21 protein-coding genes are annotated in these 22141 nt (G+C 55.7%); 6 read left to right on the top strand and 15 right to left on the bottom strand.

Annotation, left to right across the window (positions count from 1 at the left end; translation table 11 throughout):
• Window positions 1–210: 210 nt before the first annotated feature.
• Window positions 211–1842, top strand: coding sequence for a transposase (locus IKP20_08395; GenBank protein MBR4504966.1), 1632 nt, complete (start codon window positions 211–213; stop codon window positions 1840–1842).
• A gap of 5 nt (window positions 1843–1847) precedes the next feature.
• On the opposite strand, the gene IKP20_08400 is transcribed toward IKP20_08395, so the two are convergent.
• The 7 genes from IKP20_08400 to hcp form a co-directional block, all read right to left on the bottom strand.
• Window positions 1848–2330, bottom strand: coding sequence for a sirohydrochlorin cobaltochelatase (locus tag IKP20_08400; protein ID MBR4504967.1), 483 nt, complete (start codon window positions 2328–2330; stop codon window positions 1848–1850).
• 33 nt (window positions 2331–2363) lie between these two features.
• Window positions 2364–3644: an ABC transporter substrate-binding protein gene (locus IKP20_08405; protein MBR4504968.1), complete on the bottom strand. Its 1281-nt coding sequence runs from the start codon at window positions 3642–3644 to the stop codon at window positions 2364–2366.
• A gap of 109 nt (window positions 3645–3753) precedes the next feature.
• On the bottom strand, window positions 3754–4821 hold the full coding sequence (locus tag IKP20_08410; protein ID MBR4504969.1) for an iron ABC transporter permease: 1068 nt from the start codon (window positions 4819–4821) through the stop codon (window positions 3754–3756).
• Entirely contained in the window at window positions 4803–5876 is a 1074-nt protein-coding gene (locus IKP20_08415) for an iron ABC transporter permease (protein MBR4504970.1), read from the bottom strand. Before IKP20_08415 ends, IKP20_08410 begins: the two co-directional genes overlap by 19 nt.
• A gap of 4 nt (window positions 5877–5880) precedes the next feature.
• Window positions 5881–6648, bottom strand: a complete 768-nt coding sequence (locus IKP20_08420; GenBank protein MBR4504971.1) for an ABC transporter ATP-binding protein — start codon at window positions 6646–6648, stop codon at window positions 5881–5883.
• 156 nt (window positions 6649–6804) lie between these two features.
• Window positions 6805–7329, bottom strand: coding sequence for an HPP family protein (locus tag IKP20_08425; protein MBR4504972.1), 525 nt, complete (start codon window positions 7327–7329; stop codon window positions 6805–6807).
• Between the two features lie 55 nt (window positions 7330–7384).
• On the bottom strand, window positions 7385–8908 hold the full coding sequence (gene hcp / locus IKP20_08430) for a hydroxylamine reductase (GenBank protein ID MBR4504973.1): 1524 nt from the start codon (window positions 8906–8908) through the stop codon (window positions 7385–7387).
• A 76-nt stretch (window positions 8909–8984) separates the two neighbouring features.
• Here hcp and IKP20_08435 point away from each other — a divergent pair, with 76 nt between their 5' ends.
• Window positions 8985–9383, top strand: coding sequence for a helix-turn-helix transcriptional regulator (locus IKP20_08435; GenBank protein ID MBR4504974.1), 399 nt, complete (start codon window positions 8985–8987; stop codon window positions 9381–9383).
• On the opposite strand, the gene IKP20_08440 is transcribed toward IKP20_08435, so the two are convergent.
• From IKP20_08440 to hypF, 5 genes are read right to left on the bottom strand one after another with little or no spacing between them, the layout of a single operon-like run.
• On the bottom strand, window positions 9348–9698 hold the full coding sequence (locus IKP20_08440) for a hypothetical protein (GenBank protein MBR4504975.1): 351 nt from the start codon (window positions 9696–9698) through the stop codon (window positions 9348–9350). The two genes, IKP20_08435 and IKP20_08440, sit on opposite strands and share 36 nt — an antisense overlap.
• Window positions 9695–10108, bottom strand: coding sequence for a hypothetical protein (locus IKP20_08445; protein ID MBR4504976.1), 414 nt, complete (start codon window positions 10106–10108; stop codon window positions 9695–9697). Before IKP20_08445 ends, IKP20_08440 begins: the two co-directional genes overlap by 4 nt.
• Before the next feature lie 15 nt (window positions 10109–10123).
• On the bottom strand, window positions 10124–10807 hold the full coding sequence (locus tag IKP20_08450; protein MBR4504977.1) for a hypothetical protein: 684 nt from the start codon (window positions 10805–10807) through the stop codon (window positions 10124–10126).
• 4 nt (window positions 10808–10811) lie between these two features.
• Window positions 10812–11819 carry a phosphoglycerate mutase gene (locus IKP20_08455; protein MBR4504978.1) on the bottom strand — a complete coding sequence of 336 codons (1008 nt, stop codon included), beginning with the start codon at window positions 11817–11819 and terminating at the stop codon, window positions 10812–10814.
• The gene (hypF, locus tag IKP20_08460; GenBank protein MBR4504979.1) at window positions 11816–13981 is read right to left on the bottom strand and encodes a carbamoyltransferase HypF; all 2166 of its coding nucleotides are present in this window, start codon (window positions 13979–13981) and stop codon (window positions 11816–11818) included. The genes IKP20_08455 and hypF overlap by 4 nt, the downstream gene beginning before the upstream one ends.
• Before the next feature lie 54 nt (window positions 13982–14035).
• Between hypF and ybaK the strand changes: the two genes are divergently transcribed.
• Both ybaK and IKP20_08470 read left to right on the top strand, forming a co-directional pair.
• Window positions 14036–14536: a Cys-tRNA(Pro) deacylase gene (gene ybaK, locus IKP20_08465; GenBank protein MBR4504980.1), complete on the top strand. Its 501-nt coding sequence runs from the start codon at window positions 14036–14038 to the stop codon at window positions 14534–14536.
• 38 nt (window positions 14537–14574) lie between these two features.
• Window positions 14575–14721 (top strand): hypothetical protein, encoded by a 147-nt coding sequence (locus IKP20_08470; protein MBR4504981.1) that lies wholly within the window; start codon window positions 14575–14577, stop codon window positions 14719–14721.
• A gap of 34 nt (window positions 14722–14755) precedes the next feature.
• On the opposite strand, the gene IKP20_08475 is transcribed toward IKP20_08470, so the two are convergent.
• Entirely contained in the window at window positions 14756–15106 is a 351-nt protein-coding gene (locus tag IKP20_08475; protein MBR4504982.1) for a CrcB family protein, read from the bottom strand.
• Between the two features lie 96 nt (window positions 15107–15202).
• On the opposite strand from IKP20_08475, the gene IKP20_08480 reads away from it, so the two are divergent.
• A complete protein-coding gene (locus IKP20_08480; protein MBR4504983.1) occupies window positions 15203–16378 on the top strand; it encodes an aconitase X catalytic domain-containing protein in 1176 nt (391 codons plus the stop codon).
• A complete protein-coding gene (locus IKP20_08485) occupies window positions 16375–17163 on the top strand; it encodes a DUF126 domain-containing protein (GenBank protein MBR4504984.1) in 789 nt (262 codons plus the stop codon). Before IKP20_08480 ends, IKP20_08485 begins: the two co-directional genes overlap by 4 nt.
• A 36-nt stretch (window positions 17164–17199) precedes the next feature.
• Here the strand turns inward: IKP20_08485 and IKP20_08490 are convergent, their stop codons facing one another.
• Window positions 17200–18762: a Na+/H+ antiporter NhaC family protein gene (locus IKP20_08490; protein MBR4504985.1), complete on the bottom strand. Its 1563-nt coding sequence runs from the start codon at window positions 18760–18762 to the stop codon at window positions 17200–17202.
• A 336-nt stretch (window positions 18763–19098) separates the two neighbouring features.
• Window positions 19099–22053, bottom strand: coding sequence for an isoleucine--tRNA ligase (locus tag IKP20_08495; protein MBR4504986.1), 2955 nt, complete (start codon window positions 22051–22053; stop codon window positions 19099–19101).
• Window positions 22054–22141: the final 88 nt, after the last annotated feature.

A 22141-nucleotide genomic window follows, 5' to 3' on the forward strand; every position in this document is an offset into this window, starting at 1 on the left:
CCGAAATTCTGGGCGTGTAAGTAATTTTTCATCAGCGAATTGATCTGTTTTTGATATGCTGGCTAGACTCATAACAAGCTCTTATATATCATTACTTACATACAGTTTATGTAAGGTAATATCATGGTTAGACCTAGGGATGGGGATGAAATCAAGCGTACAATCGTCAGAAGAGGGGACAAATTCTACGCATATCAGATCACATCCGTGATGGAAAACGGTAAGAAGAAGACCGTTTCGACATATCTCGGAAGGGTAGATCCTGATTCCGGGGAGCTTTTGGCGAAGATTCCCGAAAAATCTGCGGAGAATCGCAGAAAAATCACGAAAGAGAAGGAGATCGCCATCCTCAAAGGAGTATCATCCAAGGAGTATGGAGCGACATACCTGCTGCACAGCGTGCAGCAGCGCATATCGCTCGGCGAGGACCTCATGAGGTCCTTCGGGAACTCGGGCAAGATCGTCATGGCAGCAGCCATGGCATATCTGATGGAGCCCGGAGCATTCAGGAACATAGATTCCACATTGGAGCGCACGTACATCCGCGAGTTTTACGACCTCAAGTCATCAATGGATTCCGGATCCATGTCTGAGTTCACCAAGAGGATAGGGGAATACGACCTGAACATAGATCGTTTCTTCGAGCTCAGGGTCAAAGGCTCGGATGGGCTGGTGGCTTGGGACACTACCACCAATGGAACATACTCGGAACTGGACCAGATGGCCGAGTACGTGGTCAACAACAAGGACGGCGAGGACATCAAGCAAACAAAAACCGGATTCGCAACGGACATGAGAGGTGTCCCTCTCATGTTCCGCCATTATCCTGGGACGATCTCGGATATCGCTACGGTAGACAGGATGGTGTCCGATATAGGAAGGTACGGGAAGGATGATGCTCTGTTCGTTTTCGACAGAGGATTCGTCTCAGGAGCCAATGTAAAGCATCTGCTGGACAGGGAACTCAGATTCACAGCTCCTGCCAACACATCATCCAAGGCCATAAAGACGCTTCTATCCAGATTCGTTAGGACCAGCGAGGCTGAGGATATGGTCCATGACGGTCACGCATACAAAGTATGGAAGACCGTGATCGGCCTCAAGGAGGCCGACCGTACCTCGGCCGACGGGTCGCAGGCATACTCGTTCACCGTGTCCGGCGAAGCCGGTCACGGCTCAGAAGGGAAGGTGAATGCATACGTCTGTTTCGATTCGAAGAAGTTCTCGGATGAGGTCCAGAACCACAAGATGATGCTGAACGATCTCAAGAAGAAGGCATCGGAGATGGACTGCAAGGATCCTGTCGCTAGGTTCAAGAAGATCGCAGGCAAGGCGATCAGGCACTTTGACGTTCAGGCCGATGGGAGGAAAGTCATAGTCACGGAGAAGCAGAACTCGATAACATTCGCCGAGAACCGTGCCGGGGTGTTCGTTATGCTGTCGTCTGAGGATCTGGACTGGAGCACTGTGATGACCGCTTACGACGCAAGGAGGCTGACGGAGCAGGCATTCGACTTCAGCAAGTCCGATGACCGTAGGCATCGGACTCCTGATAAGTATACGATGATAGGCAGGTCGTTCATCAGATTCGTCGCCCTGATAATGAAATGCGAACTCTGTGCGGAGATAAGGGAATCAGGGAAGAGGGAAATGTCCGTGGGCCAAGCGTTGGGCTATCTGAACACTATCAATTGTATGAGCTATGGCTCGTCATCGGCCCTGTCGGAGATATCGAAGAACTGCAGAGGAATCTTCGATCTTTTTAAGGTCGAAGTACCGAAGGAGCCGATGGCAGGCATGGAGCTATGCGACCTCATGCTGCTCACCGAGCCAAAAGGATGAATTACTTACACGCCCAGAATTTCGGATAGATTGCCGTCAGCCTCCGATCCGCGTCCGTGCCCCATCATCGCCAGTCCGCAGCCTTCAGAGAAAGCCTCCGGAAACACCTGGGGGAGCGTTCCAAGGAATTTCATCGCAGATCTCCTTGAACAGAGAAGCGGTCCGCAAAGACGCAGATCGGGGATTCTGTCCGAATATGTTTCGCATATCCTCTGGATCTGTCTGAATTGGTTTCCCGCGATCGGAAGAGCAGGCATGACGGCTATATCTTCGGACCCTTTTGAAATGCAGTCTTCCAGGGCTTCTTCCAGGCTCTGCGCTTCGATCCCGCGGGAGAGTATCCTTTCCAGGACTTCCTTTCCAATGAACCCCCTGCAAATCGTGCGGTCCGGGAATTCTTCGGCCGCTTCTTTCTCTATCGGATCGAAAGTTCTGGCTCTGAGCGACTGGCTGCTCGATCCGAATCCGACTATGACAAGCGATTTCATGTTAATGGCGGGGGACATTCCCCCCGCATGGTTTCAGGAGCTCATCTGGAAGAATGCGCCGCTCGTCTTGGCGTCGTATCCGCTCGGCAAGCAGGTGTACTTCTGGATATACTCGTTCAGCGCATTGTATCCGAAGTCTTCCGAGAAGAGGTCGGGGTACATGGCGGCGGCAGAGAACGCTACGCCGATTGCCGTGGGCATGTTGGCGTTCATGAGGTAATAGTTGTGGGCCTTGTAGGCGTCTGTCTCTTTGAAGTTGGTATCGTAGCTGGAGAACGTCTTCTGCTTGTCGGCATCCCCGTATCCGAGGGATGTGAAGTGCAGGATATAGTCGACATCCATTCCGTAGAGCCAGTCGTCTCCCTTGCTGACATTGAACGATGTATAGGAGGAGTTTTCGTCTATCATGTTCTTGGCGCCGGCGAGCTTGGCGATGTAATAGTATTCGGAGGTCTTTCCGGAGATGTTGGCGGTCCTGTTGGCGACTATGGCCTTGGCTCTCTTGGAGTCCTGGATCCCTCCGACCTTGTCCTGTATCTGTTTGATCAGATCGTCGCTGAACTTCACGACTTCGTTGGCTTTGTCTTCGAGCCCCAGGAGGTATCCCATCGTCAGAAGGCCGTAGTTGGCTGCGATGTTTCCGGAGGTTCCGGTTCCGAGGTTCATCCTGATGACCTTGATTCCGGCGAGCTCGAATGCATCCTGGTTCGTAAGATAGCGCGATGCGGCGGATGTGATCAGGACGGTATCTTTGTCGGCGACGTTGGTTGCCAATGCGACGTCCGCTGAGGTGGATTTGTCGCCGATATGTGCGAGGTTTCCGACCCAAGAGTTGATGGGATCGCTGAAATCGGAGACGGCCACGCCTTTGCATTTGGATGTCGCCGATATGGATTGGAGGGCGATCGAGACGTCATCCCCGACCATCAGGTAGTTTTTGATGGGGTACGAGACTTTCGAGATGTTTAGCCCGCTGTCCGAGGAGTACGCATAGTATATGTCCATCGCTTCGCGCTTGACCATTCTCTTTACCATGTCGATGTCGGCCTGGGTGATGCTTCCATCGTTGTTGGCGTCAGCGAGAGGGTGGTCATTGGCCCAGTCAGAGGTCCCTTTGAGTTTTTCGAGCGCATCGATGTCGCTCTGGTCGAGATAGTCGTCGTTGTTCGCATTGCCCATTATCATCAGGCGGCCGGTGGAATCGGAGGAGCGGTATTCGTCGCTTTTCTCCTGAGTCAAAAGCACTGCGGCCGCGGCTATCGCCACTATGGCTATGGCGATTGCGCACACGATAATTATGCTTGTTCTGTTCATATGCGTCACTTTCTGCGAATGTTTTTTCTTGCAGATGGCTGTCACATCCAACTAGATTGATATATATTGATTGTCAAAGATTATCGAGCTAATCAGGGTCCCGATGCTATCAGATCCATCTGGAGCGCCGCTGGCGTATCAGCAGGACGAAGAATATGGGGCATCCAACCAGGGTGGTGATGACGCCGACCGGCAGAGAGCCCAGTATTCTGGCCGCATTGTTGGCCGCCAGAAGCATAGCGGCCCCCACAAGCCCCGAGGCAGGGATAAGATAGGCCTGCTTGGATCCTACGAAGGCTCTGGCCATGTGCGGGGATATGAGGCCGATGAAGCCGATTGTCCCCGTGAAACTGACGATGGAAGCTATCATCACCGAGACGCCGAGGGACGACAGTATCCTCACCTTGAAAGGGTCCACTCCGACTGTATGCGACAGGCTGTCGCCGGACGTCAGCACATCTATCCTTGAGGAGAAGATCATCAGCAGAGCCGTGCATATCGCCGTGGGGATGAGCATCGTGGGCAGGTTGTCCCAATACCCTATCCCGATGTTGCCCAGATTCCAGGAGTACACCGCGCTCATCTGGGTAGGGTCGGCGGTAAGCATAATGAGCGATGTGGTAGCCGAGAAAAAGTACATGACCCCGATCCCGCAGAGAATCATCATCGTGTCTGTCATCTTTCTTGTTATCGACAGGAACAGAATCGTTCCCATCGGGACCAAAGACAGGAGGAAAGCGTTGGTTATGACCGAGGCGTCGCCCATCAGGCCGGGGATTATCGATACCCCCATCACCAACGATAGAGTGGCGCCTAATGATGCTCCGGATGACACGCCCATGGTGTAAGGGTCAGCCAGCGGGTTTCTCATCACTGCCTGCATCACAGACCCGCACACGCCCAGAGCGAAACCGGTTATCACGGCCATGATGCTGGATGTCAGGCGCACATCCCATACCACGAAGTCAGTCCTGTCTCCTGGTGGGTTCCCCAGGATATGGCTTATGATGATGTCCAGCACTTCTCTCGGTGACACGCTGTATGCGCCCAGCGCCGGGGATACCGCCAGAATCGCCGCCAGAATCGCGCTTATTACAGCTAGGAATGCTATTTTTTTCCGGCGGACGGAGAGGAATTTCGGCAGGAAATCTTCCCAGGTCAGTATATCCCCCCGTATCCTTTCTTCCTGATGATGACATAAAGGAACAGAGGCCCGCCTATGAACATCAGGATGATTCCGACCGGTATCTCATAAGGGTACACCACAAGTCTGGCTATGGTGTCAGTCACCAGCAGAAGGGCGGATCCGAACGCCATCGACGCCGGTATGACGAACTTGTTGTCCGACCCTATGGCCATCCTCACGATGTGCGGCGCCACCAAGCCTACGAATCCCAGTATCCCCGTGAAGCTGATTATGGACGCCACCATAACGGACAGCAGCAGAAGTAGCACTGTCCTGAAGTTGTCCACGTCCAGACCCATGCTGCGGGCCTGGTCGTCTCCCATCATCATGACGTTGAGCTTCCCCGACATCGCAAGCATCGCGGCGCATCCGATAATCGAGACGATTCCGGGCATCCAGAGGTCGCTCCAAATAACGTTGTCCAGGGAGCCGATCGTCCACAGGTATGCCGCAGACAGGGTCTCCCCTTCCTGATTGACGAGTATCAGCGTGTTCATCGCGCCGAAAAGATACGACATTATCGTCCCCAGCAGAATCAGTGTCGCAGGGGACGTGCTGATCAGCCTGGATATCAGGATGACAATGAACGCAGGTATCATAGCCACGAGGAAAGACATGCCCATGATGCCGTATATCGACGGGCCGGTGAAGGCGAAGCCCATGGCAATGGCAATGATCGCTCCCAGGCAGGCTCCCGAGGACATCCCCGTGGTGTACGGATCCGCAAGAGGGTTGGACATTATGCTCTGCATCACAGTCCCGCATACGGCCAGCGACGATCCGGCCACTATCGCCAGGACGGTTCTGGGCAGTCTCATCTGGCAGACTACGAAGTCATCCCAGTATTCCGAGGTGGCGTACTCGTATTCTGCTCCGGTTATGTGTTCCCAGATTATCCTGTAAACGTCAAGGACGCCGATGGGCCTCCCGTCCACCAGGCAAGACACCCCTGCGGCGACCGCCAGGACAGCCAGAGCCGCCAATATGAAAACAATCTTGTGGCGCACGTATTTGAGATATCCGCTGGCGAAATCCTGTTCGGACATGGGATCATACCGGTCCGTTCAGCATTACGTAAGGCCTTCCGCCGTGGTCTTCGACATCGGCGTCCACCTCGTAGATGGCGCGTATGTTGTCGGGCGTCAGTACCTCCCAGGGCGTCCCGGAGATGTAGACCTTTCCCCCGCTCAGGAGAACCATCCTGTCGGAGTATTTCGCGGCTATGTTCAGCTCGTGGCTCACCATCACCACGGAGATCCCGTTTTTATGGGAAAGATCCCGGAGGAGTCCCGCCACTTCCATCTGATGCTTGATGTCCAGATTGGCCGTGGGCTCGTCCAGCAGGATGACCTTAGGCTCCTGGACCAGCCCTCTGGCGATCATGACCTTCTGGCGCTGGCCGGCCGAGAGCTCCGAGAACGGGCGGAAAGCCAGGTCTTCCATTTCCAGCTTTTCCAGGATAGAATGCGCCGCTTTCAGGTCGTCTTTGGAGGAACCAATCCTGCTGTATGGGTGGCGCCCCATGATCACGAGGTCTATGACGCTGAGCGGGAAATTGGATGACGAAGAGTATGGGACGTACCCCATGATTCTGGCCAATTCTCTGAGACTGTATTCCGACGCATCCTTCCCATCTATCAGAACCTTTCCGCTGGAGGGGGTCAGCAGACGGTTCAGGCAGTGCAGAAACGTCGATTTTCCGACGCCGTTAGGCCCTATTATGGAAACGACCTCTCCTTCATTGAAATTGAGGGATACCGATTCCAGGACGCTTTTATCCTTGTAGGAGAAGGACATGCCGGCCGTCTCTACTTGCATGATTATTGGATGTATCATCCGGTATAAAACGATGGACAAGAATCCTGCCGAGCTCGGGAGGCATGTCCGATCGGCGGATTCTTGCCGAAGCAATCCGTAATGCAAGCCGGAAGGAGGCGTATGGCGCCTCCATTTCCGGAAAATGGCGCGTCCGGCTTACGAAGAGGAGTCCTGCGGTTTCCTTTCCTTCTGCAGCCTTTCTTTCGCGTAATTGGCGCAGTAGGCGATGCCCATCATTATCACGACACCCAGCATGATCGGCACGAACAGGCGGTCGATGGAGGCGAAACCACTTATGACGCAGGTGATGGCCGTGGCGCCTCCGGGAGGGTGTATGGTCCCGGTGAGCATCATCGTTATTATGGCGAGGCATCCGGCGATGCCTATCCCGGCCCATTTCCATTCCTCGAAGCATCCCGCCTTTACAAGGATGAATGCGGTGGCTATCCCGATGATCCCGGAGAACAGATGCCCGAAGAAGACGTTCTTGGGCTTCGAGAAAGGGGCCTTGGGCGCGCCGTATATGAGCACGGCAGTGGCTCCGAAAGAGGCCACCAAGTACGGGTTAGACAGCGTCTGGTCAAGGAACGCGAGGAAGGCCAGCGCGGCGAATGCTGCTGCCGCTGTTATCACTATAGTCGTTCCGCTGTATTTCTCGCTCGGTCTGAACGGATTATCCATTTTATCTGCCTTCTGGGTCCCTGCAGGGGAGGCCCCCGCAGGCTAAGATGTTTGTTCATTCGATCTTCAGCGCGATCATGTCATTCCGCACGTCGCTGTTGGCCCTGATTCCGAAGCTCTTCGACAGGACGCCCAAGATCCCGGGGGTTATGAACGCCGGCAGCCTCGGACCCAGCATGATGTCTTTGACGCCGAGGCTCAGCAGAGTCAGCAGAACCAGGACGGCCTTCTGTTCGTACCAGGATATGTTGAACGACAGTGGGAGCCCGTTCACGTCCGTGCCGAAGGCTTCGGCCAGCGCGTTGGCTATCACGACGAGGGAGTAGCAGTCATTGCACTGGCCAGCGTCGATCACGCGCGGGATGCCTCCGATGTCCCCGAGGTCGAGCTTGTTGTATCTGTATTTGGCGCATCCGGCGGTCAGTATAACGGTGTCTTTTGGAAGGCTTTCCGCGAACTCAGTGTAGTATGACCTCTTGCCGTAGCGTCCGTCGCATCCCGCCATGACGACGAACCTCTTTATGGCTCCGGTTTTGACGGCCCCGATTATCTTGTCCGCGAGGGCAAGCGTCTGCGCGTGACCGAACCCGATTGTGAGCTCCTTGTTGTCCAATTCCTTGGGTGCGGGGCATCTTTTGGCCATCTCTATGATCTCGGAGAAGTCTTTCTTCCCGCCGGCGGCGAAAATATGCTTCACCCCATCGATTCCTGCGGTCCCGGTGGTGAACAGTCTTCCCCTATAGGATTCGTAGGGGATGAGGACGCAGTTGGTGGTTGCGAGTATGGGGCCGCCGAAGGAATCGAATTCCTCCTTCTGCCTGTGCCATGCCCCGCCGTAGTTCCCGACCAGGTTGCGGTATTTCTTGAATGCGGGATATGCGTTGGCAGGGAGCATCTCGCCGTGGGTGTACACGTCTACGCCGGTGCCCTGGGTCTGCTCGAGGAGCTGTTCTAGATCCTTCAGGTCGTGGCCGGTGATCAGTATGCCGGGATTCTTTCCCGTCCCGGTCTTTACCTTGGTGATTTCTGGGGTGCCGTACGCTCCGGTGTTGGCCCTGTCAAGCAGGGCGAGGCATTCCGCTCCCACGGATCCGCATTCCATGTTCAGGGCGATGAGCTCTTCGGTGGATTTGCTCTCAGGAAGGGATGACAGAGCCTTCCTGATGAACGCCGTTATTCTCCCGTCCTCGGCACCGAGTATCGCGGCGTGATGGTAGTATGCGGCCATGCCTTTCAGTCCGAACAGGAGCAGCTCCTTGAGCGATCTGAGGTCTGCGTCCGTATCCAGGGATATGATGTCCTTGCATCTGATTGCGGCGCCATTCCCGGTCAGAGTTCTGGCTTTCTCGGTTTGGGCATCGATCCTGGCCTTGTCGAAGTTGGTGTTGCTGAGAGTCATGAAAAGGCCGTCGACTATAGTCTTATCAATCTCGGCGCTCTCCTTGCCGGAAGCGGACAGCTCTATGAGCGTCCCTATGAGAATGTCCTGGCTTTCCGCGACCTCCGCGGTCTTCCCGCATACCCCGTTCCTCGTGCATCCTTTTCCTTCGATGGTCTCTTCGCACTGCCTGCACAGCATCTTAATCTCCTCTGCCTAGTGGCAGGTTTCTAAAAGATACCATCTTATAAATACCGGCACTTTCCATTTGGAAACCATGGATAAAATGTGCACGGTGTATCGTACGATGGACTATCTGTCGAAGAGATGGACGGTGCTGATCCTTCATGAGATGGGGAAGGGCTCCGAATGGAAGAGGTTCTCGGAGATCGAGAGGTCCATGAAGGAGGTCACCGCCAAGGTTCTCACCGAGCGGCTCAGGGAGCTGGAATCGGAAGGTCTAATAGAAAGGCGCGTCGACGATTCATGCGTTCCGATCAGGAGCGAGTATCGCCTCACCGAAGCCAGCAGAGAGCTCATGGACGTCATCCACAGCCTCAAGATGTGGGCATTGAAGTGGAAGATAGACAATCCCGCGTGCGCGGACCAGCTATGCACGCTTTGCACGCTGCGATCGCGATCAGGCCCGTTCCGTTTCGCCTATCAGTTTGTATAGGAAGTCGGCGAGCTCTTTGTATCTGCCTTTGTTGAGGTAGTATACGTGGTCGTTGCCGTCCCTTCTCGCGGAAATCAGGCCGGCCGATTTCATCTTCCTGATGGCGGCGTTCGTGGCGCGCTCGTCCAGCCCGAACAGGCCGTCGGGATACGGCGATCTGGCCTCCTCTTTGGAAAGCCCTCTCGCCATGGTCAGAACGTCTTTGTCGGCCAGGGCGCAGAGGATGTCGTATTCGGGATCGTCCGAAATGCTCAGCGGGCTCCTGTTGGTCAGGCAGACGTGCTTGCTCAGTTTGGGTCTGTTTTCTTCGGTCATTGTATCCCCATTATCTCGCGGTAGATCCTGTGGACTTCCTCTTTCAGATCCCCGCATGTGATCTTGCCGGACGATCCGATGATAGCCGCGACAGAGGATCCGCCGCATCCGACGCCTTCCTTGATGAATCCCCATTCGTATGCCTGAAGGCCCTCATACGGGCTATCACTATAGTCTACATTGATATAGACTATAGGGATACTTTTTGAAATCGAATCCATGATTTTTCTCATGCTGGAGTTGGGGTCGCCCATCAGCCATCTCGTTGTCCCTTGGAAGTAATTGCCCGTGAGTTCCGGATGAAGCTTTGTGACGGCAGCCATCACGGCGGCCATCTGGGTTCCCCCTCCGACTATCACCGGGACGGTCTTTGCCGCTCCGGCTATGATTCCGACGTTCGCCGGCATCATGGGATCTCCCACGCACTATATGGCTTTCAGCGGGTCGTTCGCCAGATCTCCGGGTTTGATCCCTGCGGCTTTCAGGGCCTCGGCGACGAGCTTGCTTTTGAGCTCCTTCGGGTTCTTGGGGGAGCTGCTGCTGACGAGGTTCTCCTCGATTATGCCCATCGCCATCAGGACCGCCAGAGCGGTTGTGGTCCCTCCGGCGCAGCTCTCGCTTATGACCACGAAATCGTACGCCCTCGCGAGCATCTCGCCCAGCATCAGCCCTTTCTCATACTCTTCCCTTACATTTTTGACCGAATTGCCGGTCGTTATCTTCTCTCCGCATCTGCCTCCCATATCGAAGTAGGGGACGTACGGTATCACTTCGCATCCGCCGTTCACTATGAAGAACGGGATTCCGGAAAGGTTGAGGGCGGCTTTGGTAAGCGTCGCGGGCGTGGGTATTCCTCCGGGATTTATCGGGATGCCTTTCATGCAGGTTGTTTTCCCGCTCACCAGTATCTCCGCGTCCGCGGCGGGCGTGAACATTGTCAGCTCAGGGGTGTCCCCGGCGTCAGATACGCCAGGTATGGTCGACGTCTTCGTGTTGGCGACCGTGCATGTGAAGACTCCTCTTTTCCCCCAGATTCTGGAGAGGATGCTCTTAGCAAGCTTTTCGTCGCCATATATGCTCATTGATTCTGGGACCTCGAAATCTTCCATCGTCTCACGCCCTGTTTTCCATGAGTGTATCTATAGTGCTTCCCAAAGGTAGTTTCGTTCCGTCCGAAATCCCGGCATCTATGCTCGTCCAGATCGGGACGTCCATCAGGATGTGCTCGCCGGTGACGCATGACGTTCCATGGTCGGCGAAAAAGATGATGTTCTCCGCATCGGAGAAATATTCCGCCATCATCCTATCGGCATGCTCCAGAACGGCCTTCTTTTTGAAAGGATCCTTTTGGTGGCTGTACTCGTCCACCTCATCGATGTGGAGGAATACGTTCCCATGCTTCAGCGCTTCTTTGGCGGCAGGGAATCTGTCGTCCAGTTCCTCTATGAGCTGTATGTCGCACCCGATCGACGCGCATATTCCGAGCGAAGTGGGGCTGTTGGATATCGCGGTCATCTTGCCCAAGCTCCCGACAGGAGGATATTGCCTGCCGAATTTGCCGCATCCCCAAGGATAATCGGTGGTCCCGCTGAGGTCATCCGCGACGGCCATCACCATCTTCCCCAGATCCCCGGGAACTTCGACGAACGGGGCGTCGGTAGGAGGCCCAGGAAGGTCAGGGATATCGTCGCAGTCCATCGTCAGTATCGCCCTTCCCCCGATGAAAAATTTTATGGCAGGATCGTAAGGGTCCAGGATGTCCATGTGGGATTCCACTGTGGGAACCAGTCTCTCCGTGTACTCCGTGGAGCCGTATGTCCAGCGTATCATCCCATCCGAAATGACGGCGGGGCTGAGCCTGTATGCCGTTCTTTTCGGGTCTTTCATGTCCAAGCCAAGCCCCATCGCTTCCAATGCGGCGCGAGGTATCTCGGGCGGGTGGCCGGTGAAAAATTCGTTGAGGAACAGGTGTGTGTATCCTCTTCCGGAAGTCTTCAGTCTGTGCGGCGCTTTCTCCCTCAGAAACGGCATGTCAGCTAGGTCCAATGGTTTCATCCCGCCCATCAGCGGGTTGGGATCGTCCTCGGCGCCGTCGAGAAGAACGAAAAGCGTGTTTTTCATTGTATCATCCTCAGGGCTATCGCCGTCTGTCCGACGGATATGCCCCCGTCTCCGTTGGGGACGCTCTTATGTTGGATGGGTACATGGGCGGACGATTTAACCATATCCATGAACATGCGGGAGATCGTCCCGTTATAGGACACGCCGCCGGTGATGCCTATGGAGGATATCCCGGCCTTATCGGCATCCTCGGCCGCCAAGGCCACCAGCTCCCCCATTATGCTGTGGACGATGGAATACGCGACATCGTCTTTGTCTTCTCTTTCTCTAATCCCGGAGAATAGGTGCGCCGTTTCGATCACGCCTCTCTTCGAGCCCGTCTCGAAGCCATCGATGAGCTTCCCTCTTCTCAGAAGGGGTTCCAGTCTCATGGCAGGTTCGCCGTCGTATGTGCGTTGCGTGCACACCCCAAGGCTGAACGAAAGGGCATCCAGCACCCTTCCCATGGAGGATGTCATGACGCTTTTCCCCATGAGCTTGGACAGAACGGCCGCTTCGCTGTCGGAGAAATCATGGTTCTCATCGCCGTTCATGATATCTATGGCGAACCTGAGGCGCCTGAGATCGTATAGCGCTCTCTCCGACCCAAGAAGCGGGATGCATTCCAGATGCGCCACCCTTCTGTAATCTGAGAGGTCTGCGCGGAGCACCTCTCCGCCCCATGCCGTGCCGTCGTCGCCGTGGCCGGTGCCATCCAAAGTTAGCGCGACGCAGGAATCGGTTCCATTGTCGGCCATGAGCGCCGCCGCATGCGCCCAATGGTGCTGCACATCCTTGATTTCCGCTCCGGATTCTTCGGCCAGCCTTCTGGCAAGTCTCCGGTTGGAATAGCCAGGGTGCAGATCCTCGGCGATGATCTGAGGTTCGCATCCCACGAACTTCATCTGAGTTCTGACAGCCTCTTCCAGATATTCCGGGACCCCCACATTCTCTCCGTTCCCGATATGCTGGGTGGGCCAGATCTTCCCGTCGGAAGCAATCGATCCGGTCAGATTCTCCTGCGCACCCAGGCCTATCGCATCTCCGCCCATTCCGATCGGAAGACCGAATGGGAGGTATCCTCTGGACCTCCTGATGAATTGGGTTTTCCCGTCGAAGATCCTGACGACGGTGTCATCGGCGCGGTTGATGATGGGCTGGTCATGCAGCAGGTACGCGTCCGCGCCCAGCTCTTTGATCGCACCGTCATCGATGATCATCGGCTCCCCAGGCACGTTAGCGGAAGTCATTACGAGAGCATCATGCCGCAATTTCGAGAACAGCAGATGGTGCATCCCAGCGTATGGGAGGAACATGCCGATGTTGTCGAGTCCGGGGGAAAGCAGCTCCGTTATTTCCGAATCGATCTTGTCGACCAGCACTATCGGCCGACATGGTGACAGGAGCTCTTCCTCCTCGGTTTCCGTGGGAGCCGCATACCGTCTCAGCGCTTCCATATCCCTTGCCATGGCTGCGAACGGCTTGTTCTTCCTGCCATACCATTCCCTCATCTTCGGAAGGACGTCCAAGCTGCAGCAGATATGCATCCCGCCCCAGCCCTTGACCACGGCTATCGAGCCCTCGTCCAGCATCCCTGCCAGTTTCCCTATCGGGTCGTCATAAGTGACGGTTCCATCCTTGAGTTCCAGCCTGTATCTGGGGCCGCATTCTGGGCAGCAGACTGTCTGGTGATGGAATCTTCTGTCCTTAGGATTCTCATATTCCCGGCCGCAATCCGGGCACAGCGGGAAGGACGACATGGAAGTCAGGGGGCGGTCGTAGGGCATCCCCTTCAGAAGCGTGAAGCGAGGGCCGCAATCGGTGCATGTGGTGAAAGGATATCCGGCGCGTCTGCCTCTGCCGAAGATCTCATCCAGGCACTTTCCGCAGACTGCGCTGTCGGCCGGGATCGAAGCCCCATGGCTTTCGTTTCCCGAAGGGATTATGCGGAACCCTTTCGACCCGGAATAATCAGCATCTTCCTTGGAAATCGAATCTATGCGCGCTAGCGGAGGAAGTTCCCCAAGCAGTTCTTTCAGAAGCTCTTCCCCGCGGTCTGTATCGATCACGACGTCGGATCCGTCGTTCAGGACAGCGCCTGACGCGCCGCATCTCTGGGCGGCCCTGTACACGGCAGGCCTGAACCCCACGCCTTGGACGGTCCCTCTGATCGTGATCCTCATGCGGTGGCGAATGGAGTATGATTATTTTATCTGATTCGTAACGCTGATTAATAAATGGGATTGCCATGGGACATCATGGACGTCAAGACCAACCCTATGAGGCATTTGGACAAGCTGGGGATACCCTACAAGGTGCATACCTATGGCGATGCCGCTCTCGGCGGGATGGAAGTGGCCGAGACTCTGGGGGAGAATCCTGAAGAGGCGTTCAAGACTCTGGTGACGCAATCCAAGGAGAAGGCATATTATGTTTTCGTGGTCCCGGTGACGGGCGGGCTGGATCTCAAGAAAGCCGCGGCTGCGGTGGGAGAGAAATCGGTATCCATGATAAAATCGGCCGATCTGCTTTCAGTGACCGGGTATGTGCACGGCGGATGCTCTCCGATGTGCATCAAGCGCCCGATGAAAGTCGTCGTAGATTCCAGCGCCAAAGACCATGCCAGATTTTATGTGAGCGCGGGGAAGATCGGATACCAGATCGAGATGTCCCCATCAGATATCCCGAAGGCGATTCCGGGCGTCAGATTCGCGGACATAAGGAAGCCGTCCGAATGATGGCATCTTATTTGTATTGAAGAAACGATTCGGCATCCATGCCACAAGACCTCAATCCGAATTGCAATTGCCCCAACGTTAGTTGTCCCAGACACGGGAAATGCATGGAATGCGTGGAGTTCCACAAAGGCAGAGGGGACAAAATCCCGTACTGCCTCAGATTCATAAAGAACATCCCTCAGTGATGTCCCTTCCCGGCCTCGCGCCGGTTTTTTATTCTTAAATCAGAGCCAGGAACCTTCCCGCCGCCGCTCCCAATACGCAGACCACAGAGTTGAGGATGATGTTGGCTCCCGCTAGCCAGTACGATCCGGACGTCAGAAGTTCCACGGTGTCTATGGAGAAGGTGGACATCGTCGTGAACGCGCCGAAGATCCCGACGAACAGGAGCGTCCTCAGAGTGTCATGCATATCCGCGCCGTATCTGAACATGAGGAAGGATGCGAGGCAGCAGCCGATTATGTTCACAGCAAACGTCGCCCAGGGGAAATCGCTGTCGATGATCCTGTAAGCGGAATATCTCAGCGTCGCGCCGATGGCTCCTCCGGCAGCAGCCGCCAGGAATGGCATGATCATGCCTGCTGCGATGGTATCGGCAGTGATAAATCTATGTCCGCGGCAGCGCCGATGCGATACGGTTAATATCGATGCGCTTGGTTCCGTTCCATGGACCTTACGAAAGCCGAGGAAGCGATACTTAACGGTGAGGAAGGGGAAGGAAGGCAGAAAGCCATGGAGCTTGTCACAGCTCTCGGCAAGATTTACGGCGCGGAAAGTCTCATAGACATAACCTCCGCGCATCTTTCCGGCGCATCTTACAAGACGATCGGCGACGGCGGCCTGAAGTATCTGGAGGATATGGTCTCCGGCGGCGCCAAAGTCTCGGTCCCTTCTACTCTGAATCCAGTCGGCATGGACAGGGAAAGATGGAAGGAGATGCACATCACCGAGCATTTCGCTGAGAGACAGCTCAGAATCATCGATCTGTATGGGAAGATGGGCATAAAGACGACATGCTCATGCACCCCGTACACCGGTGCGAACGTACCCAAGTTCGGGGACCACGTGGCTTGGGCGGAGTCCTCGGCGCTTTCGTTCGTGAACTCTTACATCGGGGCCAGGACCAACCGCGAGGGAGGGCCGGGAGCTCTGGCCGCTGCGATTCTTGGGAAGACTGCCAATTATGGTCTGCATCTCGATGAGAACAGGAAACCGACGGCAGTCATAGATGCCGACATAGATGGATCGGTATTCTCCTATTCATTGCTCGGGCAGGCATATGGCATGATGAAAGGCAAAGGCGTGCCGTATTTCAGAGGCATAAAGCCAGGGGTCGAAGAGGCCAAAGCCCTTTCCGCCGCCATGGCCGCATCCGGGTCGGTCGCGCTATACCATGTCGAAGGGACCACTCCAGAGGCGGGGAGATTCGATATATCCGAACTCGAGACGATCCCGATCGGCAAGAAGGAGCTCGAAGACGCATATTCAAAGCTGAACGTGGCCGATGACATAGAGCTCATAGCGATAGGGTGCCCGCATCTCACAGAGAAAGAGATGCATGATATCGCGTCCTTCCTCAAGGGAAAGAAGAAAGTGAGGGACGACGTCGAGATTTGGTTCTGCACTTCGGCGGAAGTGAGGGCCAGATGCCCGGAGGACGTCAGGATAATGGAGCAATTCGGGAAGGTTCTGGCGGACACTTGCATGGTTGTCGCTCCGATCGAAGGCGTTTTCTCCAGGACAGGCACCAATTCAGCCAAAGCCGGGAATTATCTGCCTACCCTGTGCTCGCAGAAGGCCATGTGCCGCGACATATCGGCTCTTTTGGGGGTGGTGATGTGAAGATTTCGGGGCGCATGATATCTCCGGGAAAGGCAAGGGGCGAGGTTCTGAGGATACCAGAGCCTTTGAGCTTCCTCGGAGGCGTCGATGGTTCCACCGGGGAAGTCCGCGTCGGAAACGGCGGAAACGTCGCCGGCAAGATCCTGGTATTTCCCAGCGGAAAAGGCAGCACCGTGGGTTCCTTCGTGATGTACGATCTGATGGTCCACGGGAAGCAGCCTGCAGCGGTCATAAACGAAAGCGCAGAGATCATAGTCGCCACCGGAGCGGTGATATCATCGATCCCGATGGTGGATTCGGTGCCATCGATAGACATGTTCAAGGACGGGGACATCGTCTCGTTGGACGCCAACTCGGGAGAGATCGAGATCGAAGGCGTCCAGCGTCGCGTATGCGTATCTTCCGCGGTCGTCCAGGACGGAAAGGTTCTCATGCTGAAGCGGCCGGAAAGATGCTATTCGTTTCCTGGAAAATGGTCTTTCGTCGCCGGAAAGGTAGAGGGCGGGGAGAGCTTGGAGGAAGCCGCCCGCAGGGAGATCTCAGAGGAGACGAAGATCAGCGTCGGAGTGCCATCAAAAACTCTGCCGGCGTTTTATGTGAGGGAAGGGAAGACCCTCTGGGAAGTGCACCCGTTCAGGTTCGATGTATCAGGCGCAGCCCCTGTGCTCGACGAAGAGAACGAGGATTTCAGATGGGTTGTGCCCGAAGAGATTCCTTCCATGGAGACTGTGGACGGGACCTCGGAAACCATATCCAAACTGTTCCGCCGATCGCGGCCGATCTGAAATAAAAAGCCGGGGGAGATTCCCCGGCCAATCTGTTTATGCCGAAGGCTCAGGCGTTTTTTCCTGCATCTTTTTCAGGATGTAGAATACGGCCACTGTGGCGGCTATGCCCAGAACGGTCACGATAATGCTCTGCCAGAATCCGGCGGCTAGGAAGAATACGAAGCTTATCGCAGCCACGATGATGGCATACGGTGTCTGCGTGGCGACGTGCTCTATATGGTTGCATTGGGCGCCGGCCGACGACATGATGGTCGTATCGGAGATAGGCGAGCAGTGGTCTCCGAACACGGATCCCGCAAGGCACGCGCTCACTCCGACGATCATCAGCGGGTCTCCGACTTCGAATACCGAGAGGACGATGGGAAGCAGAATTCCGAACGTTCCCCAGGACGTTCCGGTGGAGAACGAGATGAAGCATGCGATGAGCATGAACACCGCAGGAAGGACCGCAGTACCTCCGAAATCTACGACGATGGATTTGACGTACCCAGCGGAATCGAGCTGTCCTCTTGTCATCTCGCAGAGGGTCCAAGCGAATATCAGGATGAGAATCGCGGGGACCATGTTGCGGAATCCTAGGGGCAGACAGTTCATGACTTCCTCGAATTTGAGGACTCTGCGGAGCAAGAAGTAAAGGACGGTGAGGATCAATGCTATGCCGGAGCCGTACACCAGACCGACGGAAGCGTCGCAGTTGGCGAACGAATCCTGAATGCTGGCGCCGTCGAAGAATCCGCCGGTGTACATCAGACCAAGGACGCATCCAGGAATCAGGAATATGAAGATCGGAAGGATGAGGTCGATGACCTTGCCTTTGTCGCTGACCTCTTCCTCTTCGGCATGTTTTTCCGATGGGTTGAAAGGCACGGTGAAAAGGTCGCCGTCGAGGGCGTTCTTCTCGTGCCTCTTCATGGGGCCCAGGTTGATGTCGAAGAATATGATGCAGATGACAGCGGCGATCGTGAACAGGGCGTAGAAGTTGTACTCTATGCTTTGGGTGAAGAGGGTGTAAGGGTTGAGGACGTCTCCGAGCCCGGCATCGTCGATGGAACCGGATACCGCGGCCGCCCAGGAGCTGATCGGGGCGATGATGCATATCGGCGCCGCCGTGGAGTCGATGAGATAAGCCAGTTTGGCGCGGGACACCTTATGCGTATCCGTCACAGGGCGCATGACGGAACCCACTGTCAGGCAGTTGAAGTAGTCGTCGATGAATATGAGCGCCCCCAAGAGCATGGTGGCGAACTGCGCCATCTTGCGGCTGTGGATGTGGGAAAGGGCCCATTCGCCATAGGCGCGGGTCCCTCCGCTTTTGAGCGCGAGCGCTCCGAACGTTCCCAGGATGACAAGGAATATCAGAATTCCGACATTCCACGAGTCGCTGAGGACGGTTATGAACCCGCCCTCGAACATCACTGTCATTGTGCTTTCCAGATGGCCGTCACCCGCGAAGATTGCTCCTATCACTATGCCCACGAACAATGAGGAGTAGACTTCTTTGGTGATAAGCGCCAGGATGATGGCCACCAGAGGCGGAGCAAGAGCCCAGATCGTCCCTTTGAATCTGCTTCCCTCATCCACCGGCCCGGTGGTCATGAAAGCCAGCAATAGAACGAACAGAACTATGAAGACTATGGCTCCCGCCTTGTATGCGGTCAGCGGCTGTACTTTCGAGATATAGAATCCCCCTTGGCCTCCCCTATCCGGGAGGTTATACCTGGTCGCAAAACTTCATGCAAGAATATAAGGTATTTGAGAGTTTGATACGAAATTCGTAGAAACAATGATGATATTTACGAATAAATTGTTATTTCTACGAAATTCGTAGCCATAACTATAGCATTGTTCTGCAAGAAACCGATGCCATCCCCAAGGGGCCATTCGTGACGGCCCCTTCATACCGGGGATGGAAGGCGTTTGGCGGGGATATCCTCACTCTATGGGGGAAATCCCTATGGTCACGGTCTTCCCGCCGAACTCCCATTCTTTGACGGTCGTTCCTGCGGGGCTGTCTGTGATGCTGAGCCTCTCGGCCCTGACTTCGGATGCGATGGCGTCTTTCCACTGCTCCAGAAGCGCGCTGTGGGTCTCGTCCGTCATCAGGTCGCAGCTGATGCACTGCTCGACCTTGAGCTTCATGTCTTTGCGCATCTGCTGGATCCTTCTGATAACCTCTCTGGCGAGAGCCTCGGCTTCGATCTCGGGAGTGACAGTGAAGTCGATGAACACGTCTCCTCCTTCGAATTCCACTGCGATGATCTTCTCGCATTCCGGCGGCTCCTGGCCGGGCATGAGATAGACGATCTCTTTGGCGTTGGATTGGGATTCAAGAACTTCTCCGAACCTTCTCACGGCGTCGTTGGTCTCAGCATCCTTTCCGCGGACCATTATCCTGAGCAGAGGCCATCTGAGGTTGTAGGACGCCTTCGCCCTTTCGGACGCGACGATCTCGTCGATGCCCTTCGTGAGGGACATGCTGCGCTCGATGTCCTCGCGTATGAGTGAAGCATCGCATTTCGGCCAGTCCTCCATGTGCACGGACGCCTTCTCTCCGCCCATGCTGCCGTAGATGATCTCGGTTATGTGCGGGGCTATCGGAGCGAGCACCAGAGTGGTGTTCATGATGGCGTAGCGCAGGGTGAAATAGGAAGCCATCTTGTCGACTTCCGCGTCGGAGTCCTCGCTCCAGGACCTGTCCCTGACGAGGCAGACATACCATCTGGAGAGGTCTTCCATGATGTAGTCCTCCAGCGTCCTTGCGACTTTGTGGAGCTCCCTGGACTCCAGATATCTGGTGACCTCCGCCTTCATCTTCTCGGTCCTCGAGATCATCCACAGATCTTCGTCGCGAAGGTTGGGCAGGGCCTTCTCCAGAGGGTGCTCCTTGGGATCGTACTTGTCCAGGACCATGTAGGTGGACGCGAAGTTCACGACGTTCCACAGGGTGTTCAGAACCTTCCTGGCGTTCTTCGGCCCCTCTTTCTGGAACGGCGTGTCCTCCCAGGGGGCGTTGGATCTTATGAGGTAGAATCTCATGGAATCGGCGCCGACCTCGTTGATCAGGTCCAGCGGGTTGATGACGTTCCCTTTGGACTTGGACATCTTCTGCCCTTTCGGATCCAGGACCCATCCGTGCATCATGACCTCGTCGTAAGGCGCGCGGTCCATCGAGATGCATCCTGCACCCAGCTGGGAATAGAACCAGCCGCGGGTCTGGTCGTGGGCTTCGACGATGAATCTGGGAGGCCACCATTTGTCGTATTCCTCTTTGTGGTGGGGGTATCCCAGCTGGGCCCAAGCGGAGACTCCGGAATCGAACCAGACATCGAGGACGTCGGGAACCCTGAGCATGGTCTTCCCGCACTCCGGGCATCTGAACCTGACGCCGTCGATCCAAGGCCTGTGGGGGTTCATTCCTTCGCTGTATCCTTCGCCCTCTTTGAGCTCCTCGAACTGGCCGACGACTTTCTTGGCGCCGCACTCGCACTCCCAGACGGGCATGGGTATCCCCCAATACCTCTGGCGCGAGATGCACCATTCCCTTGCGCCGTCCACCCAGTTCCTCTCTCTGGTGGAGCCGGCCCAGTCGGGTACCCATTTAACGCGGTCGATCTCCGAGAGCATCTCCTCCTTGATCTCAGGCACTTTCACGAACCACTGGCGGGTGTTCCTGTAGATGATCGGGGACTTGCATCTCCAGCAGTGGCCGTACCTGTGTTTGATCTTGGCGACGTTGTAGATCGCTTCCTTTGTCTCTGCGAGATATTTGATGACGTCCTCGTTGATCGTCTTGACTTTCTTGCCGGCCAGGAGAGGGAATTCTTCGGTGTATCTGCCGTTCTCCGCCACCGGGCAGAAAGGCTCCATGCCGTATCTCTTCCCGGTCTCGTAGTCGTCGGGACCATGGCCGGGGGCGGTGTGGACCAATCCGGTGTTGTCCTGCTCGACGTAGTCGGCGTTGACGACCTTGAAAGTCCACTCATTCCTCTTCACGCCTTCGAGCTCGAACGGGGGAACGTAGCTGAGTCCTTCCAGCTCTTTGCCGGTCATCTTTGAGAGGATTTCGAATCTGTCGTACCCTCCGGCCTTCATGACGTACTCGGCCTGCGAAGCCAGGATTATGACGGTCTCAGATCCTATCTCTCCGATCATCTTCACTCTGGCGTATTCGAAGTCAGGGTGCGCGGCGACAGCCATGTTTGACGCGAGGGTCCACGGCGTGGTGGTCCAGATCAGCAGCGATGCGCTTCCATCGGTGAGCGGGAATCTTACCATGACCGAGGGGTCGGTCTCATCCCAGTACTCTATCTCGGCTTCGGCGAGGGCGGTCTCGCATCTGGGGCACCAGGTGACGACCCTGCTGGAGGCGTTGAGCAATCCCCTCTCGTACGCGCGCTGGAGCGTCCACCAGGCGGACTCTATGTAATCCGGCTTGAGCGTCTGGTAGGGGTTGTCCCAATCCATCCAAGCGCCCAGCTGCTTGAACTCCTCGGTCATCTCGGCGTGCAGCTTATGGGCGTGCTCGTCGCAGGCGGAGACGAATTTGTCGATGCCCATCTCCTCTATCTCTTTCTTGGAGTGGATCCCGAGGAGCTTCTCCATCTGCACCTCTATCGGGAGCCCGTGCATGTCGAATCCGGGGACGTCGCGGACGTTGAGCCCGTTCATCCTCCAGTATCTTATGAGGATGTCTTTGATCGTCTTGTTGAACGCGGTCCCGAGGTGGATGTGGCCAGTCGTGTAAGGCGGCCCATCGACGAAGTAGAATCTCTCGCCGTCCGCGCGGAGCGCTTTGGTTCTCTCATAAGCTTTCTCGGAGTTCCATTTCTGTTGGATCTCTTTCTCCAGCTTCGTGCCGTTGTATACCGGTTGGATCTGCTTTATCATCGTCAGTCCCTCCGAACGGGTGTATCTAGCCCGCCGGTTGTGCAGGTTATGCTTATTACATATAAAAGGTCGCGATGCGGGGCCAGCC

The sequence above is a fragment of the Candidatus Methanomethylophilaceae archaeon genome (assembly GCA_017524805.1).
GTDB lineage: Archaea > Thermoplasmatota > Thermoplasmata > Methanomassiliicoccales > Methanomethylophilaceae > Methanoprimaticola.

Excerpts from the sequence above, each read along its gene's own strand:
- IKP20_08395 (MBR4504966.1), top strand. The coding sequence starts at position 211 with ATGGAAAACGGTAAGAAGAAGACCGTTTCGACATATCTCGGAAGGGTA.
- IKP20_08400 (MBR4504967.1), bottom strand. The coding sequence starts at position 2,330 with ATGAAATCGCTTGTCATAGTCGGATTCGGATCGAGCAGCCAGTCGCTC.
- IKP20_08405 (MBR4504968.1), bottom strand. The coding sequence starts at position 3,644 with ATGAACAGAACAAGCATAATTATCGTGTGCGCAATCGCCATAGCCATA.
- IKP20_08415 (MBR4504970.1), bottom strand. The coding sequence starts at position 5,876 with ATGTCCGAACAGGATTTCGCCAGCGGATATCTCAAATACGTGCGCCAC.
- IKP20_08420 (MBR4504971.1), bottom strand. The coding sequence starts at position 6,648 with ATGCAAGTAGAGACGGCCGGCATGTCCTTCTCCTACAAGGATAAAAGC.
- IKP20_08425 (MBR4504972.1), bottom strand. The coding sequence starts at position 7,329 with ATGGATAATCCGTTCAGACCGAGCGAGAAATACAGCGGAACGACTATA.
- hcp (MBR4504973.1), bottom strand. The coding sequence starts at position 8,908 with ATGCTGTGCAGGCAGTGCGAAGAGACCATCGAAGGAAAAGGATGCACG.
- IKP20_08435 (MBR4504974.1), top strand. The coding sequence starts at position 8,985 with ATGGATAAAATGTGCACGGTGTATCGTACGATGGACTATCTGTCGAAG.
- IKP20_08440 (MBR4504975.1), bottom strand. The coding sequence starts at position 9,698 with ATGACCGAAGAAAACAGACCCAAACTGAGCAAGCACGTCTGCCTGACC.
- IKP20_08445 (MBR4504976.1), bottom strand. The coding sequence starts at position 10,108 with ATGATGCCGGCGAACGTCGGAATCATAGCCGGAGCGGCAAAGACCGTC.
- IKP20_08450 (MBR4504977.1), bottom strand. The coding sequence starts at position 10,807 with ATGGAAGATTTCGAGGTCCCAGAATCAATGAGCATATATGGCGACGAA.
- IKP20_08455 (MBR4504978.1), bottom strand. The coding sequence starts at position 11,819 with ATGAAAAACACGCTTTTCGTTCTTCTCGACGGCGCCGAGGACGATCCC.
- hypF (MBR4504979.1), bottom strand. The coding sequence starts at position 13,981 with ATGAGGATCACGATCAGAGGGACCGTCCAAGGCGTGGGGTTCAGGCCT.
- ybaK (MBR4504980.1), top strand. The coding sequence starts at position 14,036 with ATGGGATTGCCATGGGACATCATGGACGTCAAGACCAACCCTATGAGG.
- IKP20_08470 (MBR4504981.1), top strand. The coding sequence starts at position 14,575 with ATGCCACAAGACCTCAATCCGAATTGCAATTGCCCCAACGTTAGTTGT.
- IKP20_08475 (MBR4504982.1), bottom strand. The coding sequence starts at position 15,106 with ATGCCATTCCTGGCGGCTGCTGCCGGAGGAGCCATCGGCGCGACGCTG.
- IKP20_08480 (MBR4504983.1), top strand. The coding sequence starts at position 15,203 with ATGGACCTTACGAAAGCCGAGGAAGCGATACTTAACGGTGAGGAAGGG.
- IKP20_08490 (MBR4504985.1), bottom strand. The coding sequence starts at position 18,762 with ATGACCACCGGGCCGGTGGATGAGGGAAGCAGATTCAAAGGGACGATC.
- IKP20_08495 (MBR4504986.1), bottom strand. The coding sequence starts at position 22,053 with ATGATAAAGCAGATCCAACCGGTATACAACGGCACGAAGCTGGAGAAA.